The 18,800-nt window shown below is 48.0% G+C and carries 19 protein-coding genes; all 19 read right to left on the reverse strand.

The features are described 5' to 3' along the window. Window positions 1-3: 3 nt before the first annotated feature. Complete coding sequence (locus ABIC22_RS28435) at window positions 4-1,251, reverse strand: hypothetical protein (protein WP_354485428.1); 1,248 nt, start codon at window positions 1,249-1,251, stop codon at window positions 4-6. Window positions 1,252-1,411: 160 nt separating this feature from the next. Beyond that, on the reverse strand, window positions 1,412-1,777 hold the full coding sequence (locus ABIC22_RS28440; RefSeq protein WP_354485431.1) for a VOC family protein: 366 nt from the start codon (window positions 1,775-1,777) through the stop codon (window positions 1,412-1,414). A 226-nt stretch (window positions 1,778-2,003) separates the two neighbouring features. Then, window positions 2,004-2,777, reverse strand: a complete 774-nt coding sequence (gene trmD / locus ABIC22_RS28445) for a tRNA (guanosine(37)-N1)-methyltransferase TrmD (RefSeq protein WP_354485433.1) — start codon at window positions 2,775-2,777, stop codon at window positions 2,004-2,006. A 1-nt stretch (window position 2,778) separates the two neighbouring features. Beyond that, window positions 2,779-3,291, reverse strand: coding sequence for a ribosome maturation factor RimM (gene rimM, locus ABIC22_RS28450; protein ID WP_127536282.1), 513 nt, complete (start codon window positions 3,289-3,291; stop codon window positions 2,779-2,781). A 248-nt stretch (window positions 3,292-3,539) separates the two neighbouring features. Beyond that, on the reverse strand, window positions 3,540-3,770 hold the full coding sequence (locus tag ABIC22_RS28455; RefSeq protein ID WP_024630185.1) for a KH domain-containing protein: 231 nt from the start codon (window positions 3,768-3,770) through the stop codon (window positions 3,540-3,542). A 23-nt stretch (window positions 3,771-3,793) separates the two neighbouring features. Next, the gene (gene rpsP, locus ABIC22_RS28460; RefSeq protein ID WP_024630184.1) at window positions 3,794-4,066 is read right to left on the reverse strand and encodes a 30S ribosomal protein S16; all 273 of its coding nucleotides are present in this window, start codon (window positions 4,064-4,066) and stop codon (window positions 3,794-3,796) included. 54 nt (window positions 4,067-4,120) lie between these two features. Continuing rightward, window positions 4,121-5,497, reverse strand: coding sequence for a signal recognition particle protein (gene ffh, locus ABIC22_RS28465; RefSeq protein ID WP_024630183.1), 1,377 nt, complete (start codon window positions 5,495-5,497; stop codon window positions 4,121-4,123). Between the two features lie 60 nt (window positions 5,498-5,557). Beyond that, window positions 5,558-5,908 (reverse strand): putative DNA-binding protein, encoded by a 351-nt coding sequence (locus ABIC22_RS28470; RefSeq protein WP_354485436.1) that lies wholly within the window; start codon window positions 5,906-5,908, stop codon window positions 5,558-5,560. Window positions 5,909-6,170: 262 nt separating this feature from the next. Beyond that, on the reverse strand, window positions 6,171-6,818 hold the full coding sequence (trhA, locus tag ABIC22_RS28475; protein WP_064639088.1) for a PAQR family membrane homeostasis protein TrhA: 648 nt from the start codon (window positions 6,816-6,818) through the stop codon (window positions 6,171-6,173). 144 nt (window positions 6,819-6,962) lie between these two features. Further along, a complete protein-coding gene (gene ftsY, locus ABIC22_RS28480; RefSeq protein WP_095287858.1) occupies window positions 6,963-7,976 on the reverse strand; it encodes a signal recognition particle-docking protein FtsY in 1,014 nt (337 codons plus the stop codon). A 78-nt stretch (window positions 7,977-8,054) separates the two neighbouring features. Continuing rightward, the gene (gene smc, locus ABIC22_RS28485; RefSeq protein ID WP_354485439.1) at window positions 8,055-11,630 is read right to left on the reverse strand and encodes a chromosome segregation protein SMC; all 3,576 of its coding nucleotides are present in this window, start codon (window positions 11,628-11,630) and stop codon (window positions 8,055-8,057) included. A gap of 196 nt (window positions 11,631-11,826) precedes the next feature. After that, window positions 11,827-12,525, reverse strand: coding sequence for a ribonuclease III (rnc, locus tag ABIC22_RS28490; RefSeq protein ID WP_095287860.1), 699 nt, complete (start codon window positions 12,523-12,525; stop codon window positions 11,827-11,829). Between the two features lie 13 nt (window positions 12,526-12,538). Continuing rightward, window positions 12,539-13,777, reverse strand: coding sequence for a beta-ketoacyl-ACP synthase II (gene fabF, locus ABIC22_RS28495; RefSeq protein WP_095287861.1), 1,239 nt, complete (start codon window positions 13,775-13,777; stop codon window positions 12,539-12,541). A 178-nt stretch (window positions 13,778-13,955) separates the two neighbouring features. Then, window positions 13,956-14,189, reverse strand: coding sequence for an acyl carrier protein (gene acpP, locus ABIC22_RS28500; RefSeq protein ID WP_024630176.1), 234 nt, complete (start codon window positions 14,187-14,189; stop codon window positions 13,956-13,958). 152 nt (window positions 14,190-14,341) lie between these two features. Then, window positions 14,342-15,091, reverse strand: a complete 750-nt coding sequence (fabG, locus tag ABIC22_RS28505) for a 3-oxoacyl-[acyl-carrier-protein] reductase (RefSeq protein WP_354485443.1) — start codon at window positions 15,089-15,091, stop codon at window positions 14,342-14,344. 37 nt (window positions 15,092-15,128) lie between these two features. Continuing rightward, window positions 15,129-16,061: an ACP S-malonyltransferase gene (gene fabD, locus ABIC22_RS28510; RefSeq protein ID WP_354485444.1), complete on the reverse strand. Its 933-nt coding sequence runs from the start codon at window positions 16,059-16,061 to the stop codon at window positions 15,129-15,131. Window positions 16,062-16,088: 27 nt separating this feature from the next. Beyond that, complete coding sequence (locus ABIC22_RS28515) at window positions 16,089-17,078, reverse strand: beta-ketoacyl-ACP synthase III (protein WP_095358718.1); 990 nt, start codon at window positions 17,076-17,078, stop codon at window positions 16,089-16,091. An 8-nt stretch (window positions 17,079-17,086) separates the two neighbouring features. Further along, the gene (plsX, locus tag ABIC22_RS28520; protein WP_154893609.1) at window positions 17,087-18,082 is read right to left on the reverse strand and encodes a phosphate acyltransferase PlsX; all 996 of its coding nucleotides are present in this window, start codon (window positions 18,080-18,082) and stop codon (window positions 17,087-17,089) included. Beyond that, window positions 18,079-18,627, reverse strand: coding sequence for a transcription factor FapR (gene fapR / locus ABIC22_RS28525; RefSeq protein ID WP_221192561.1), 549 nt, complete (start codon window positions 18,625-18,627; stop codon window positions 18,079-18,081). Before fapR ends, plsX begins: the two co-directional genes overlap by 4 nt. Window positions 18,628-18,800 lie beyond the last annotated feature (173 nt).

Here is an 18,800-nt window from a genome sequence, read left to right on the forward strand (position 1 = left end):
AAGTTAAATCAACACTTCTCCGCCAGGATATAGAGTCGAGCTGTATAGTCTTTTGGACTGCGGCTCGGCTTTTTTGGATGTCCATGGGCTCAGTTCAATCTTGGAGCTGGAATACAGGACAGCTTCAGTCGTGTCGTAGATGATGATCTGTTCCTTCCCGGTCTGACAGAGATCCGCATGTACGGCATATCCTTCTTTTCCGAATGCTGCAACCGTTTGCATCTGTCCATCGACCAAAGAAGGCAGTACCCCTCCGCCTCTGCGATAAGCCAATATATAATCCAGTCCAGTGTCATCCCAGTTCCGTACAGGTTCAATAATCGTTAGCCAGCCACGTGTAGTGCGATCTTCCTTCCAGAGTTCTTTTCCCTCGCAATCCAGCAAAAACATTCCGTCTTTACCATGCTCATCACCGCGGATGATACGATCAAGACCAGCGATCTGCAAACCGGGCAGCCCGTCGCAAAACTCCCCTAACGCGATGTGCTGCGATTCAATAGAATCGGCATAGCGCCATATCTCATGGCCGTAACGGTCCATCATTACCGTTACACTGCCGCCAATAACTATTTCAATCTGACCATCACCGTTCACATCCCCAAACCAGATACAATCGGCATGATCGTCCAGATCAGTGCAAGACCATAGTAAGGTTCCGTCATGATCAAGCATGTCATAGCCTGCCATAACCTCATCCTTCCCATCCCCATCGATATCGTATACCCATGGGAAATGTCCTACATTGCCTTCGTGCTTCCATAAAAGATTGAAATCATGATCAAGTGCCCATAAGGTTTTATACCGATCTTTGAGTAGGACATCCAGCTTCTGTTCGTCCCCGGTCAGATTCGCAAGAATAATGCAGTCATGTGCCTCGTCACCCGGTAAAGAATGTGTGCTTTTAATATCTCCGGTTTTGCCGTCCAAAATCAAAAACTGCTTACCCATGATACAAATAACTTCATTGTTCCCGTCTCCATCCCAATCCGCAATTTGAGCGGGGTAATCCGATCCTGGACCACCAGCATCCGGATCAGGCTTTCCCACTTGCCAGAGGAGCTCTCCATCCAGATCATATGCCGTCAGACAGGATACCTGATGCGGAACATAACGGTCATCGATTCCGCCGTCAGCTTGAACCAGCAGCATCTCTAATCGTCCATCTCCATTCAGATCCCCGAGAAGCATTTTGCATCGTTCCCCGGCTTTACTTATATCTATTCTGCCGATCTCGTAAGGCTGATGATACATAATCTTCCTCCTCCGTTTTATCGTTTTAGATTACTCACCCTAAATTTAGCATAAAGATCTCATCTGTTTTTGATAGCTCTTGTTCTGAATTCCTAAAAAATAAACATTCACATTGTATAATCATGCTGTATATGAACGCTGCCTCATCTTATTTAATCCATTACAAAAACTCCAGCCTATTGCCAAAAGGATCGTGAACATAGAAGCGTTTTACTCCTTCATCAGTCCTCGCATCGTCATCTATGATATGAACCTGTTTGCCGCTTAAATGTTCTTTAAGTAAGTCTAGGTTCTGAACGTGAAATGCTGGATGAGCTTTGGTAGCGGGCACAAAATCTTTTTGTACTCCAATATGAACCTGATGAGTTCCACATAGAAACCATACGCCACCACGTTTTTTTAAAGCTTCAGGTTTCGGAATTTCTGTCCATCCCATAAGGTTATGAAAAAATCTCCGTGCTTCCGCTTCGCATCCTTCTGGTGCCGCAAGTTGGACATGATCAAGACCATAAAAGTTATAATTCATTTCAGTAACCCCTCTCCGTTTCATTTAGTGAAACAACGTTTCATAATTACATTTTATAATAGTTCGCTTATTTAATCCATCTTTTTACATTTTCAATCATCACGAAATTTCCAGCATACCCTTCCACAACAACAAAAAAAAGACCAACCTCGTTACCTAAAGGGTGGCCTGTATATATTGTAATCATCGCTTCGCTACTTACCATGCAATCTTAAAATATTTGCAGCTACTCGGAAGTCCGTTCCATCTCAGAACGAAGTTTATCGAGCCATATCCGTTCTTTTTCCGTCAATTCAGCAGTATCCAGCATATCCGGTCTGCGCTCCAACGTACGAATTAGAGATTGTTCTCTGCGCCATGCATCAATATTCAGATGATGTCCAGATAACAGCACGTCCGGTACCTTCATGCCTCTGAATTCAGGCGGTCGTGTATAATGCGGATATTCGAGCAGCCCTGTGCTGAACGAATCCGTCACGGCACTCGTCTCGTTTCCGAGTACACCCGGGATCAGACGAGCAACACTGTCAATGGCAACCATTGCAGGCAGCTCACCTCCGGTTAATACATAATCCCCAATGGATAATTCATCGGTGACGAGAAATTCGCGAATACGCTCATCATAGCCTTCATAATGTCCACAGATAAAAATCAGATGATCTTCTTGTACCAGTTCTTCTGCTTTTTTCTGTGTAAACGTCTCACCTTGCGGACACATTAGAATGATGCGAGAAGTTTTTCTCGATGCTGCTGCTGACTCTTTGCTGCGTTTTTCAAGAACATCCTCCACAGCGGCAAAGATCGGATCAGGCTTTAATACCATCCCTCCGCCTCCACCATAAGGTGTATCATCAACCGTATTATGTTTATTCGTAGCATAGTTCCGGAAGTTTACTGCATTCAGTGACACGAGCCCCTTCGTCTGAGCTTTGCCAAGAATGCTTGTCCCGAATACACCTTCGAACATTTCTGGAAATAACGTTAGTACATCTACTCTCATGTTAAAGCAATCCTTCCATCAGATGAACCTTAACCAGTTTCTCATTGACATCGACATCAAGCACTACATCATCAATAACGGGTAACAAAATTTCCTTGCCTGCCGCCGTTTTAACAACCCATACGTCGTTGGCTCCAGGCGTCAGAATCTCGGAGATTGTTCCAAGGTTCTCACCTTCTTCTGTCACAACAGTACATCCAACGATTTGGTGGAAGTAATACTCATTCTCCTCCAGCTCAGCCAAGTTCTCTTTGGAGACTTTGGCTATGCCGCCTTTGAACTTTTCCACTTCATTAATATTTCCGTATTCCTTCAATCGAACGATATACATATTTTTATGCAATCGTGCCGATTCCACATGAACCAGTACAGGGTGGTTGTCGGGTGTAAACAAATAAAGCTCCGCATTTTTCGCAAAACGCACTTCCGGGAAATCGGTTAAAGGCATGATTTTCAACTCACCACGAATTCCGTGTGTATTGACGACTTTACCTACATTCATAAACTCTGCCATACGTTCCTCCTGCATTTCATTCAATATTGTTCATAGTCATGATTTTCTTACGATCGTTCCGGTTATAAATCGTCATTCGATCGCTGTTATCCTCTAAATTTAAATTTCATTATTCAAAGGTTAAAATTCAGTGATAAAGGCAGCGTGAGCGCTATTGATATTTGACGAGCTAGTCAATCATAGTATTTAAGTTTCAGCATGCACGAAAAGGGGCTAGGACATGCATCCTAACCCCCTTTCGTATATCTTTAAGATATGATATCGACGGTAACCCGTTTATCCATCTTAACTGCTGCTGATGTGACGACCGTACGAAGAGATTTTGCGATTCGCCCTTGTTTACCAATAACCTTCCCGACATCGTCAGGATGAACAGTTAACTCGTAAACGACAAGCCGGTCTTTCTCAACCGTCCGAACCGCCACATCTTCCGGATGATCGACCAAAGCCTTAGCAATTATGCTTACTAATTCTTCCATAGATGACCCTCCGAATCAGCACCTTATTTAGTCAATTTAGACTCGTGGAACTTCTTCATCACGCCCGCTTTGCTCAGCAAGTTGCGGACAGTGTCGGATGCTTGCGCACCGTTTTGAAGCCATTGCAATGCTTTATCTTCATCGATCTTAACAACAGCCGGTTGTTCAACCGGGTTGTAGTAACCGATCTCCTCGATAAAACGACCGTCACGTGGGGAACGGGAATCCGATACCACTACGCGGTAGAAAGGAGCTTTGTGAGCACCCATACGTTTCAGACGAATACGAACTGCCATTTGAAAATTCACCTCCTTCAATGAAATCTGTATATTCATTAATCATTGTTCAAATCAACGGAAAGGAAACTTCATTCCTTTGCCAAGACCCTTCAGCTGCTTCATTGCCTTGTTCTTGCCGCCTTTAGGTCCCATCATATCCGAGAACTGTTTCATCATGCGGCGCATTTCATCAAACTGCTTGATTAGGCGATTAACCTCGGCCAGAGATGTACCACTACCTGTAGCAATACGTTTCCGGCGACTATGATTGATCATGTCGGGGTTGCGTTTCTCCTCTGTAGTCATGGAGTACACAATCGCTTCAATCCGGCCCATTTGCTTGTCGTCCACTTTCAGGTCCTTGGCTTGCTTCATCTTGCCCATGCCGGGAATCATATCCATGATCTGATCGATAGGTCCCAGCTTCTTCACCTGATCCATTTGCTCCAGGAAATCCTCGAACGTAAATTCTGCATTACGCATTTTGCGTTCCATTTCCTTGGCTTTTTCGGTATCAATGTTGGATTGTGCTTTCTCAATCAGGGAAAGCATATCCCCCATGCCGAGAATCCGTGAAGCCATCCGTTCCGGATGGAAAGGCTCAAGAGCATCGAGCTTCTCGCCGAGTGACGCAAACTTGATCGGACAGCCAGTTACTGCTTTTACCGAAAGGGCAGCACCACCGCGCGTATCGCCGTCCAGTTTGGTCAAAACGACTCCGGTCAAGTCAAGCTGCTGGTTAAAGTGTTCCGCCACATTAACAGCATCCTGACCTGTCATACTATCGACCACAAGCAGGACTTCGTCCGGATTCACTACGCTGTGAATCTGGCGCAGTTCTTCCATCAGTTCCTCATCCACGTGCAAACGTCCCGCGGTATCGATGATGACATAGTCATTGCCGTTATCCTTAGCATGCTGCAGACCCTGACGTGCGATCTCCACCGGGCTTGTCTGATCTCCCAATGTAAACACCGGAGCCTTGATCTGTTCACCCAGTACTTGCAATTGCTTAATGGCTGCCGGACGATAAATATCACCCGCGACCAGCAATGGTCGGCTGTTTTGCTTTTGCAGCATTTTAGCCAGCTTACCGGATGTCGTCGTTTTACCAGCACCCTGCAAACCTACCATCATCAGCACCGTAGGCGGCTTGTTCGCTTTTGCCAGTTTCGACTGGCTTCCACCCATCAAGTCCGTCAGTTCCTTGTTAACGATGTCGATGATTACCATGCCTGGCGTGAAGCTTTCCATAACTTCCTTGCCGACAGCTTTCTCTTTCACCTTGGCGATGAATTCCTTGACCACTTTGAAGTTTACATCCGCTTCGAGCAATGCCAGACGTACCTCACGCATAGCTTCGGCAACATCTTCATCTGATACCTTGCCTTTGCCGCGCAGCTTGCTGAACACATTCTGCAATCGGGTCGTTAATCCTTCAAATGCCATGATCCCACCTCCTTAAGCTGTAATACTGTTTTTAGAACCGATACGTTCCGTCCCATTTCCTCATTCCCGGAGCTGGTGAACAATATCGTTTATTTGTTTGTTGTTATGAATGGAGACGCCTACGCGTTCCAGTACATTTTGCAATTCTTCAAGATTGCGGCTGCGTCGTTCGTGCTTCTCCAGCAAGCCAAGCTTGCTTTCGTAATTTTCCAGCACCTGCTCAGCACGCTTGATATGCTCATATACCGCCTGGCGGCTGATCTCGAACTCGGCTGCAATTTCACCAAGCGAGAAATCATCATGAAAGTAATATTTCAGAAATGTTTGCTGTTTCTCAGTAAGCAAACGTTCATAGAAAGCAAACAGCAAGTTAATCCGGTTTGTCTTCTCAAGCCGGTTTTCTTGACTCATATCAGGGCACTCCCTTCGTCAAGGAAAAACACTTTACACTCTTGCAACGTTCCTAATAATACCGAAAACAAATCAGGATGTCAAGCAAAAATACTTGTCACAATAAAAACGTTCATTTTGCACTCATTTTTCGTACCTATATGGTTAATCTTAGCCATTCCTATACAGCAGAATACGATCTGCTGCATCCTTAATATAGAACAAAAAAAACGAATGGGTCTCCACAGATGGAGCCGATTCGTTTTACACTATCTACCGTGTTCTAGCGAAGTGGTGTCAGGTACAGCAGTACCATGAAGAAATGAAGAATACTGCCTGCCAACACAAAGAGATGCCAAATCGCATGGTGATACGGAAATCCACGCCACACATAAAAAAGCGTACCCAGTGTATACATCAGACCTCCAGCAACCAGCAGCACGATTCCGCCTGTAGGAATAGCAGCCATAAGCGGTTGCCAGGCAATAACGATGAGCCAGCCCATCGCAATATAGAAAATCGTGGACATGAATAGAAACCTTTTCGTAAAAAACGCCTTAAAGATCACGCCGAATAATGCGATTCCCCAGATTACACCGAACAGGGTCCAACCAAGTGTGCCGCGAACAGCAATAAACAGAAGCGGAGTGTACGATCCCGCAATAAACAAATAAATGGAAGAATGGTCGAAAATCTCAAATAAATCTTTCATTTTCCCATCTTTCCATGCATGCACGAGTGTAGAGCTCGTATAGAGCAGCAACATGGTGATCCCGTAGATCGTGAAACTGACCACATGCCAAGCCGTGCCTTTCATACTCGAAAATACAATCAACAGCACCAGTGCAGCTACACTGAGCGCAGCGCCGATTCCATGAGTCACTGCATTAGCGACTTCTTCACGGCGGGAATAGGTATAGGTATTGGCCATATCAACCGTCCTTTCTAGCCCTTTAGCCTTGCCTTCTGTATTCCCATTATACACGTATTGCCAGTGACATTACACGTGACACTTATCACGTATATCACTGGCAATACGGTTAACGCTATTAAATCATCCTATTTATTAATGGTTCTAAGAACTGGCTTCCTCATCTTCTGCGTCCTGATCCGGTTGCTCTTGGATCAGTCCGGCAAACAACGCATGCACGAATTGCTCGGAGTCGAATGGCTGCAGATCGTCAATTTTCTCACCAAGACCTACCATCTTCACTGGCAGATCCAATTCCTGGCGAATGGCAACGACAATACCACCTTTCGCCGTACCATCGAGCTTCGTCAGTACGAGTCCAGTCACGCCGCTTTTCTCCCCAAACAGTTTGGCCTGATTCAATGCATTCTGTCCAGTTGTCGCGTCGAGAACCATCAATACTTCGTGTGGAGCTTCCGGGATTTCACGCTGAATAACACGATAGATCTTGTTAAGCTCCTCCATGAGATTGGATTTGTTCTGCAGACGACCTGCCGTATCGCAAAGCAAAACATCTGCTCCACGCTGTTTGGCTGCTTGCACAGCATCATACATAACCGCAGCCGGATCTGATCCGGCCTGCTGCTTGATGACTTCAACGCCGGCACGCTGTCCCCATACCTCTAGCTGCTCAATTGCACCGGCACGGAAGGTATCACCAGCAGCCATAATGACTTTTTTGCCCTGCTGTTTGAAACGATGTGCCAGCTTGCCGATCGTTGTTGTTTTACCTACGCCGTTGACACCGACAAACAGAATGACGGTAATGCCATCCGGATTCATCTTCAGTTCGTTATTTTGTTCACCGCGCAGGAGGTCTGTCAATTTCTCGGACAACACAGGCTGCAATTCAGCCGCGTCTTCAATTTTGCGTTTTTTGACCTCCACACGCAGGTCTTCAATCAGGTTCATGACGGTATTGACCCCAACATCCGCTCCAATCAGGATTTCTTCCAGTTCCTCATAGAATTCCTCATCGATCTTTTTGCGGCGAATAACGAGATCGGATACTTTCTCCACAAGCCCTTTACGAGTCTTCTCCAGTCCATCCTTGAACTGTTTTGTTACCGACTCCGTTTTGCTTGCAATGCTGTCTCTCAGCTTCTTAAAGAAACTCATAAAGCCCCTCCATCGTGTACGTAATCTTAGTGCTGTTTATTTAATTAACAAGTCCTGATGCATATCGAATTGAATTCTTTAAGCACTGGCTATTTCGGCTTCCTCATCTTCCAGTCTAACCGAAACGAGCTTCGATACTCCGCCCTCTTCCATGGTGACACCGTATAGTACATCAGCTTCTTCCATTGTGCCCTTCCGGTGAGTAACAACGATAAACTGTGTCTGTTCGGAGAATTCCCGCAAATACTGGGCGAAACGTACCACATTGGCCTCATCCAGCGCTGCTTCGACTTCATCCAGCACACAGAACGGTACTGGCTTCACGTGCAGGATGGCGAATAGCAGCGCCATTGCCGTTAATGCGCGTTCTCCGCCAGATAAGAGCTGCAGGTTTTGCAGTTTCTTGCCTGGTGGCTGGGCAACGATATCAATTCCGGTTTCCAGAAGCCGTTCCGGGTCCATAAGAACCAGATCCGCACGCCCACCGCCAAATAGCTTGGTAAATACCGTACCGAACTCACGGCGGATTGCATCAAACGTTGTTTTGAAACGTTTAGCCATCTCATCTTCCATCTCACGGATGACTTGGTACAACGTCGTTTTAGCTTCCACCAGATCATTTTTCTGCTCATTCAGGAACTCGTAACGTTCATTAACCCGCTGGAATTCCTCAATCGCCCCAAGATTGACTTCTCCCAGAGCTGAGATGCTGCGCTTAAGCTTCTGCACTTCAGCCTGAGTGCTTTCTACATCTTCCGGTACTGGGTATCGCTCTTTCGCAAGCTCATAACCAAGTTCATAGTCGTCCATCAGTTTACGCAGTATGTTTTCGAGTTCAACATCAAGCCTGTTTACGGAAATTTCCGTCTGACGCATCTGTTCCTCTACCGCTTTTAACTGTGTACGCTGTTCCTTCGTTTCACTCTCAGCAAGTTCAAGCTTCTTCGACAATTCGCTTCGTGCAGCACGTTTGAAATCCAGCTGCTCGGAAGCTTCCGTTTTTTTCAGCTTGAACTGGTTCAGATCTTCAATCTGTTTGACGCTCTCCACCTGCGTTTTCTTTAGGTCTGCTTCCATCGAAGCCAGCAGTGTCCGGTTTTGACGTAAATCTTTGACCAGCGACTCGACTTCCCGCTCCAATCGGCGCAGCTGCTCCTCATTTGAGAACCGTTCCTGGTCCAGCTTGCCCTCTCTGACTTTCAGTTCGGTCAACTGGCTCTGCAGCTCTTCCTTCGCCGACTCATTCGCTTTTCGGGCAAACTCTGCAGCATGAATGGCACGGTGAGTTGCCTTCTCTTCCTCTTCAAGCTGCTCCAGCTTCTGCACAGCTGCTTCGCGTGCCGTATCCATCTCTTTGATTTCTTCGGTGAATCCGCTTTTCTCCTGGCCGGCTACCGTAACCTGTTCCAACACGTGACGCAGCTCGTGCTCGACCTGTTTCATTTCCATCGATGCCTGCTGTTCGGCATTTCGTGTATCATCACCCGATTGACGCAGCTCATCCAGCTTGTCCTGGCATTGTTCCAACTGGGTTTTCACATCATCAACACTACGGTGCAGCTTCACAATCTGGTTTTCGGTATCCAAAATATCCTGGTCCAGTTGATCCAGCTGCCGTTTCCGGCTGAGCAGACTTACATTTTTCTTGTGCTGGCTTCCCCCTGTCATCGAACCGCCCGCATTGACGACATCCCCTTCAAGGGTCACGACGCGGAAACGGTACTGACAGCGTGCCGCAATTTTATTGGCGTATTCCAGCGTTTCGGCAATGATGACATTCCCGAGCAGGCTTCCAATGATATTCGCATAACGGGAATCGAAGTGTACAAGATCCGCACCAATTCCCACGAACCCATCCATGCCTTCAATCATGGAACGCTCACTGGAACCAACGGTGCGTGGACGAATGACGTCCAGCGGCAGGAATGTGGCCCTACCGAGCTGACGCTGCTTCAGGAATGCAATGGCCTGTCTGGAGACCGACTCGTTTTCCATAACGACATGCTGCAGTGCAGCACCCATTGCCGTTTCCACAGCCAATTCGATTTTTTCAGGAACTTTAACCAGTTCCGCCACGGCTCCATGTACACCACTAAGAGTACCTTTGCGAGAAGCTTTGAGGACTTCTTTGACCCCAAGCATAAATCCGTCAAAATCATCCTGCATCTCTTTCATCGTATCCCGGCGGGATACCTGTGCTTCGCGCTTCTGTTCCCATTTTCGAACCGTGCTGCGGCTGTCTTCCAGCAGCTTTTGCAAAGATTGCAGTCGTTCACTCTCAGTTATATATCCGCCGCGCAAATCACTGATCTCTTTACCCAAGCGGACTACTTTTTTCTCAATCTCGGCTTTTCGAGCTTCGAGCGTTTCCTTCTGCTCTTCCCACTTGCCGGATTCCTCGGATGCACGGTTCATACGACGTTCAAGCGACTCTTTCTGCTGATCGGCGTACCGGATCTCGTTGCGCGTCTGAGCCATCTGGTTCATCAGTTCCAGCAAATTACCCTTAAGGCTTTCTTCCTGCTGCTGACTGATTCCGCCCGTAACGCCAATGAGCTTCGCCTCTTCTTCAGACAGACGGTTTCGCACGTCACCCAGTTCCTGCTCCAGCTTGCCAAACTTCTCGCGTAATGCAAGCAGCTCAGCCTCACGTTCCCGATGTCGTTCTTCACTCGCAGCAAGTGTAACCGTGAGCTGCTCATGATTGGTTTGCAGATGACGAGAACGTTCTTTGAGCAATTCTCCAAGACCTTCACTTTTCTCTGTCGCTTCACTGAACTGCAGCAAGGCAGATTGCAGCTCTTCCGTCTCCGATTCCAGGATTCGCAGTGCATTCCGGTCGCTTTCCAGCTTGGCATCATGTGTGGAAACAATGGCGGCAAGACCAACTTCTTCTTCTTTTAGCGACTGTAACCGTTCATTCGCCTTGCTCCAGGACGCATGAATCTGTTCGATCTGGTAGACATACATGGAGATTTCCTTTGATTTGAGCTGTCCACGCAATTCCTTGTAGTGAATCGCTTTTTCCGACTGCTCTCTCAGCGGGCCTATCTGGTCCTCCAGCTCTGTAACCAAATCGTGAATACGCAGCAAGTTCTGCTCCGTCTCGTCCAGCTTGCGTGTGGCATCCCGCTTACGGGATTTATACTTCACAATACCGGATGCCTCTTCAAAGATACCCCTGCGATCTTCAGAACGAGTACTCAAAATTTCCTCGATACGACCCTGTCCGATAATGGAGTAAGCTTCCTTACCGATCCCGGTATCCATAAACAATTCCGTTATATCTTTCAGCCGACAGGACTGCTTGTTGATAAAATATTCACTGTCCCCGCTGCGATGTACACGACGTGTCACTGTCACTTCACCAAAATCAAGGGCAAGCGCGTGATCTTCATTATCCAGCGTTAACGACACTTCACCGTAATTGACGGCTTTTCTTGCATCGCTGCCAGCAAAAATGATGTCTTCCATTTTGCCGCCCCGCAGTGATTTGGCACTTTGTTCCCCAAGCACCCAGCGAATCCCGTCTGAAATATTACTCTTGCCACTTCCGTTCGGACCTACTACAGCCGTAATGCCGCGAACGAATTCCATCTCTGTTTTGTCGGCGAATGACTTGAATCCACCCAGTTCAATTCGTTTCAGAAACATAGGGTATCCCGTCACCTCCTCTTGCTTATTTCATGTGCTCCTTAAGCGCTGATCTTGGATTAGGAATGAATCTTTCTTCCCCATCCTCTCTTTACAAAAAAAAGAGCAAAAAGCAGTCCGGCCGATAATTTCCGCCGGGGCGGACCCGAGGGGCTGCTCTTTGCTCTTCGTTTGTCTATGCGCTACCCGGTAAAGCTCAGGCTTCCGGAAGCTTCAATCGATCAAGCGCTGCGGATGCAGCCTGCTGCTCGGCTTCCTTTTTGGAACGTCCTGTACCTCTGCCAAGCCGTTCTTGACCCATATGGACCTCCGAGACAAACTCACGTTCATGGGCAGGGCCCCGTTCTTCGACGATCCGATACTCAAGAGCTCCCATATTGTGATGCTGAGTGAGTTCCTGCAGTTCCGTCTTGTAATCGCTCATCTGAAGCTTGCCGCCCAGAACGATCAACGGAAAAACATGCTGGTCCAGAAACGTTCTGACTGGCTCCAGTCCCTGATCCAGATACAATGCACCGATGAAAGATTCAAACACATCAGCCAGCAAAGCCGGCCGTGTTCGTCCTCCCGTCAGTTCCTCACCTTTACCAAGAAGTACATACTGACCAAAACCAAGTGCTTCTGCAAATTTGACGAGGGAAGGCTCGCAGACAATAGATGCCCGCAGCTTCGTTAGTTCACCTTCCGGACGGTTAGGATACAAATGATACAAGTATTCCGATACAGTCAACTCAAGCACCGCATCGCCCAAGAACTCCAGACGTTCGTTATCCTGGTGCTGACTGAATCGGTGTTCGTTTACATAGGAAGCATGGGTAAACGCTTGTTTTAGAAGCTGCCTGTTGTCAAATTTGATTTGAAGTTTGTGTTGTAACTGCTTCAGATCTTCACTCAAACGAACTAGCCCCTTATGCTTCAAATTTTTTGAGGATAATGGTAGCATTGTGACCGCCGAATCCAAACGAGTTGGACATGACTACGTTCACGTTGGTTTCACGCGGAACATTCGGAACATAATCCAGATCACATTCCGGATCCTGATTTTCCAAATTGATCGTAGGTGCGAGTGTCTGATGAGTCAGAGACAATCCGCAGATTACGGCTTCCACGCCACCAGCTGCACCCAGCATGTGACCTGTCATGGATTTAGTGGAACTTACTGCAAGCTTGTACGCGTGATCACCAAACGCCTTTTTGATCGCCAGCGTTTCGGATCGGTCACCCACAGGAGTTGATGTACCGTGTGCATTGATGTAGTCCACTTCTTCCGGTTCAATTCCGGCATTGCGAAGAGCCATCTTCATGCAGCGTGCTGCTCCATCCGGATCCGGCTCAGTCATATGATGCGCATCGCCAGTCAGACCGTAACCGATCACTTCACCATAAATACGTGCACCACGTTTTTGAGCATGTTCCAAGGATTCCAGAATCAGAATACCTGCTCCTTCACCCATAACGAATCCGTCACGTCCTGTATCGAAAGGACGGCTTGCCTTAGCCGGCTCGTCATTGCGCGTAGACATCGCGCGCATTGCACAGAAACCAGCCAGACCCGTTGGTCTGATTGTCGCTTCCGCACCACCGCAGATCATCGCGTCTGCATCACCATTTGCAATCATCTTGAATGAGTCCCCGATGGAATGCGTTCCTGTAGCGCAGGCTGTTACTACGTTGGTGTTCGGACCTTTAGCTCCGAGAGAAATCGACATTTGGCCAGAAGCCATGTTAGAGATCATCATAGGGATAAAGAATGGACTAACCCGTTTTGGACCTTTTTGCAGCAATGCATTGTGCTGGTCCTCCCAAGTTCCCAGTCCGCCAATACCTGAACCGATAGATACGCCAAAGCGCTCGGCTTCGATGTTCTCATTAATTTTCAAACCACTGTCTTCAACAGCTTTGAAACCAGCTGCTACGGCAAATTGAACAAAACGGTCCATTTTGCGAGCATCTTTGCGATCCATATATTCATCCGGGTTGAAATCCTTAATTTCGGCAGCAATTTGTGTCGTGTACTCACTCACATCAAAGGCCTCAATCTGAGAGATTCCGGACTTGCCTGCCATTAAACTTCCCCAGAACGTTTCCAAATCTTTTCCGAGCGATGTCATTACGCCCATTCCGGTAATTACTACTCTTTGTTTCAAACCGACTCACCTCTATATCGACTGCTTGCGCAATTATTTTGTGGGAATATCCGCAAGCGGATGCTCACCCATCCCGATCCAAAAATCAAGCTGAATCAGCATCGCTGCGGAATGAGAAAAACCAATGAATGATGAGAAGTCCCGCCTGTTCGAAAACAGGTGCGGGACTGAATTGACTTTAGGTATGAGATTGTATGTAGTTTACAACTTCACCTACGGTCGTGATTTTTTCTGCATCTTCATCAGAGATTTCCAAATCGAATTCATCTTCCAATTCCATGACCAATTCTACTACATCCAAAGAATCAGCACCCAAATCTTCTTTGAAAGATGCTTCAAGTGTAACTTCAGCTTCGTCTGCGCCCAAGCGGTCGACGACGATGCGTTTTACACGCTCCAATACATCGGACATCCGGTTCACCTCCTCCTTGGTATTATACGAGAATCGCAGGCAAAATGCCATAGAAGACATATGCGGCTCCCGGCCGGGGAATCCGGCCTTTTTCCGGCATTTCGGATCGTCCAGCGCCTGTTCCCCGACTATTGATTTAAGTCCGGGAAGTTTTACATATACATGCCGCCATCGACGTGCAATGTCTGCCCTGTCATATACGATGAAGCTCCCGATGCCAGGAATGTAACAACTCCGGCAATTTCATCCGGCTGACCCAGTCGGGACAGCGGAATGCCACTCAGCATACCATCTACGAGTTCCTGTGACAATTCCTTGGTCATATCCGTCTCAATGAACCCAGGTGCTACACAGTTAACCGTGATGCCACGGGAAGCCAATTCACGAGCCGACGCCTTGGTCAGACCGATGACCCCCGCTTTGGCAGCAACATAGTTGGCTTGTCCGGCATTACCCAGAACACCAACCACAGAAGAGATATTGATAATTCTGCCTGAGCGTTGTTTCATCATTGGACGAGTCACGGCTTTTAGGCAGTTAAATACCCCTTTGAGATTGGTCTCAATAACCTGATCAAACTCTTCCTCTTTCATGCGCATGATCAGATTATCACGTGTAATTCCTGCATTGTTAATCAGAATGTCAACATTGCCCCATGCTTCAAGAGTAGCCTTGACCATTTGTTCAGCTTCATCCATTACTCCAACATTCGCCTGAATGGTAATCGCCTGAACTCCCTTGGCACGAATCTCTTCCGCCACTTCATCAGCAGCAGCCTGACTGCCTGCATAGTTTACGGCTACATTGGCACCAGCTTCAGCCAGAGCAAGTGCAATGCTGCGGCCAATCCCGCGAGATGCCCCTGTAACCAGTGCATTTTTACCTTCTAACGGTTTAGACAACCTAATTCCTCCTTTCCCCAAATAACCTGTCATTTAATCACTTTAATGCAGCTGCAGTCGCTTCAAGCGTTTCAAGACTGTTCACATTGTACAATTTTACGGATTTATCTGTTTTTTTAATCAATCCGGTCAATACACTTCCAGAACCAATCTCAATGAAGGTATCTACACCTTGCTCAATAAGCCATGTCACACTGTCTTCCCATAAAACCGGAGAATAGACCTGTTCCGTCAACAATTGTTGAACCTGTCCATTTTCCACAGGTCTTGCTGTCACGTTAGCGACTACAGGAACCTTGGCTGGCGAGAATGTTACGGTCTTCAGTTTCTCTGCCAGTTTCCCAGCAGCTTCCTTCATCAATGAGGAATGAAAAGGACCGCTAACTTCCAGTGGAATAGCACGCTTGCCGCCAGCTTCCTTCACCCGTTCCGCTACAGCAGCCACACCTTCCTTAACACCGGAAATAACAATTTGACCCGGACAGTTCATATTAGCCAGTTCAACCGCGTGACCCGTTTCGGATACGTCCCGGCAAAGCACCCCCAGCGCTTCCCGATCCGCACCCAGAACAGCAGCCATTGCTCCCTGCCCGCCTGGTACTGCTTGTTCCATATACTGACCACGTGCCCGTACAATGCTCACGGCGTCAGCAAATGACAGAACGCCCGCTGCAACGAGAGCACTGTATTCACCCAGACTGTGTCCAGCCGTATAGTCGGGCTCAATCCCTTTTTCTTTAAAAGCCTCAAGCAGTGCAATACTCGCAGTGAGCAGAGCCGGTTGCGTATTTGATGTCTGTTTCAACTCGGTCTCTGGTCCTTCAAACACGAGATTGCTCAGCGAGAAGCCCAGCACATCATCGGCTGTACGGAAAATTTCTGCTGCCGCAGGCACAGACTCATACGCGTCCTTGGCCATGCCTACAGCCTGTGATCCCTGTCCGGGAAATACAAATGCGATTTTGCTCATTAGATTTATCTCTCCCAGCTATCTAATTTACCAAACGAGTACAGAGGCACCCCAAGTCAGTCCGCCCCCGAATCCAACCATCAAGATGGTGTCGCCGGCTTTCATACGGCCTTCTTCAGCCGCCTCCACCAATGCAAGCGGAATGGATGCTGCCGAAGTATTGGCGTATTTGTCTACGTTGACAACCACTTTTTCTTCCGGAAGCTCAAGTCGCTGCATGGCGGATTGAATGATACGAATATTGGCCTGATGAGGAACAAACAGATCCACGTCCGTGCGCTCCAAGCCTGCTTTACGCAGAACTTCATCCGTCGCTGTACCCATTACACGCACGGCAAATTTGAACACTTCACGGCCATTCATGTAAATGTAGTGTTTTTTATTCTCAACCGTCTCTGCGGACGCAGGCAGACGGGAACCGCCACCCTCCAGTTGAAGCAGGCCGCCACCAGCACCTTCCGCTCCAAGATCAAACGATTTGAATCCACGACCTTCAGGAACTTCGCCAATAACCACTGCGCCCGCTCCGTCACCGAACAATACGCATGTGTTACGGTCTGTATAGTCCGTAATCCGGGATAGACAATCCGCGCCAATAACAAGCGCGTTGTTATACATGCCGCTTTGGATAAAGCTGGTTGCTGTTGCCAGGCCATACACAAATCCTGAACATGCAGCGGACAAATCAAACGCCGCAGCGCCTTTGGCACCGAGCTTATCCTGCAAAATGCAGGCCGTAGACGGAAATGCTGAGTCCGGCGTAATTGTGGCTACGATGATCAGATCCAGATCACTGCCTGTCATTCCAGCAGACTCAAGCGCCTTCATCGCTGCTTCGTATGCCAGGTCTGAAGTCGCCTGATCCGGAGCTGCGATATGACGTTCCTTGATTCCAGTGCGGCTAACGATCCACTCGTCATTGGTATCTACCATTTTCTCAAGGTCACTGTTGGTCAAAATTTTCTCCGGTACATATTTCCCTGTACCGATAACCCCTACCGGGCGCAAATTATTCATGTCGTCACTCACTTCCCGCTAATTTCCTTAGATATGCTTTCCACCAATTGGTTCTGCACTGCAATTCTAGCTTGGCGTACAGCGTTTTTGATCGCATTGCCATCCGCTGATCCATGGCTTTTCACTACCAGTCTGCTCAACCCGAGAAGCGGCGCACCGCCATGCTCGGTATAATCCAGTTTCCGTTTCAGCCCGCGCAGCTCAGGCATCAGCACCGCTGCAGCCAGTTTGCTTTTGAGCGAAGATGAGAACTGTTCCTTAAGCAATGCAAAGATGGCACCTGCTGTGCCTTCCAGTGATTTCAGCAATATGTTACCGGCAAATCCGTCACAGACAAGCACGTCACATGCACCTGTAAGTACATCGCGAGCTTCCACATTACCGACAAAACGAATCGGAAGCTGCTCCAGTAGCGGATATGCGTGCTTCGTTAGTTCATTCCCTTTGCCCGGCTCCGTTCCGACATTGAGCAATCCCACTCGGGGTGAGTCGACTCCTTGTACTTTCTGCCGATATAAGCTACCCATAAGTCCATATTGTGCCAAATGTTCGGGCTTGGCATCCATGTTGGCACCCAGGTCAAGCGCAAGCACCCCAACATCATCTATTGTTGGAATCATCGGTGCAAGTGCCGGTCGTTCAATACCTTCCATGCGGCCCACCACCAGCAGACCGGTTGTCATAAGCGCTCCGGTATTACCTGCAGAGATCATGGCATCTGCTTCGCCTTCCTTAAGCATGCGGCCCGCGACCACCATGGAAGCATCCTTTTTGCGACGAACGGCCCTAACAGGTTCGTCATCCGAACCGATCACTTCCGAAGCATGACGAACAGACAGGTTAGCTGGCTTCGCAGCGGACTGATTCAAAAGCGGTTCCAGCTTGGCTTCATCGCCAACAAGCACGATCTGTGTATCTGCCCATTCCGTGGCGGCAGCAATTGCACCTTCTACCGTTGCCTGGGGTGCATGATCGCCTCCCATGGCATCAATGACGATTTTCATTCCAGATGACCTCCCTCTAGGCTGTCGTCTCCACCCGAACGGTAGATGACAAAGTTGCCTTGAAACACCATTTCCTCACCTACATAGGTGAACACTTCAACTTTTGCTTTCCCCTTTTGACCCGAGATCGATCTCACATACGCTTTCGCAATACATTTCTCGGCCAGATGAACCGAACGAACAAATCGAATATCGGCCGAAGCCGTCAATGCAATCTCGTCATTAATGACAGCGACTGCCAGGGAGTTAGCCTGGGCAAATACATAGTGACCACGAGCAATTCCCGTCCTCGAAAATACATGCTCTTCCTTGATCTCAAACAAGGAGATCCCACTTTTGTCCAGCTGCAAATCTACAATATCACCGATAATCTCATGCAGAGGCAGCGAGCGTACCTGGTCATACGAACGCTCGGCCATCAGTTTCATTCGTTCACGAAGCTCGGGAATCCCCAGCTCCAGACGGTCGAGGCGAATCGTTTGAATACTCACCTTCAATTGGCGCGTAAGTTCCTGATCCGTCACAAACGGATTGTCTTCGATCATTTTGGTCAATTGCTGCTGCCTCTGTCTCTTCGGTACACGTTCGATGCCTGACACCCCCCGCTGTATCGTATAAGAAAGCGTCCCATGCAGGTCCGTTCTATCATTTCACTTCGTTCTCTATAATTGAGCCTCTGATCTTCAGAGGTTATTCAACACACGAATTTATGGTTCTT

The organism is Paenibacillus sp. PvP094, assembly GCF_040546835.1.
GTDB lineage: Bacteria > Bacillota > Bacilli > Paenibacillales > Paenibacillaceae > Paenibacillus > Paenibacillus illinoisensis.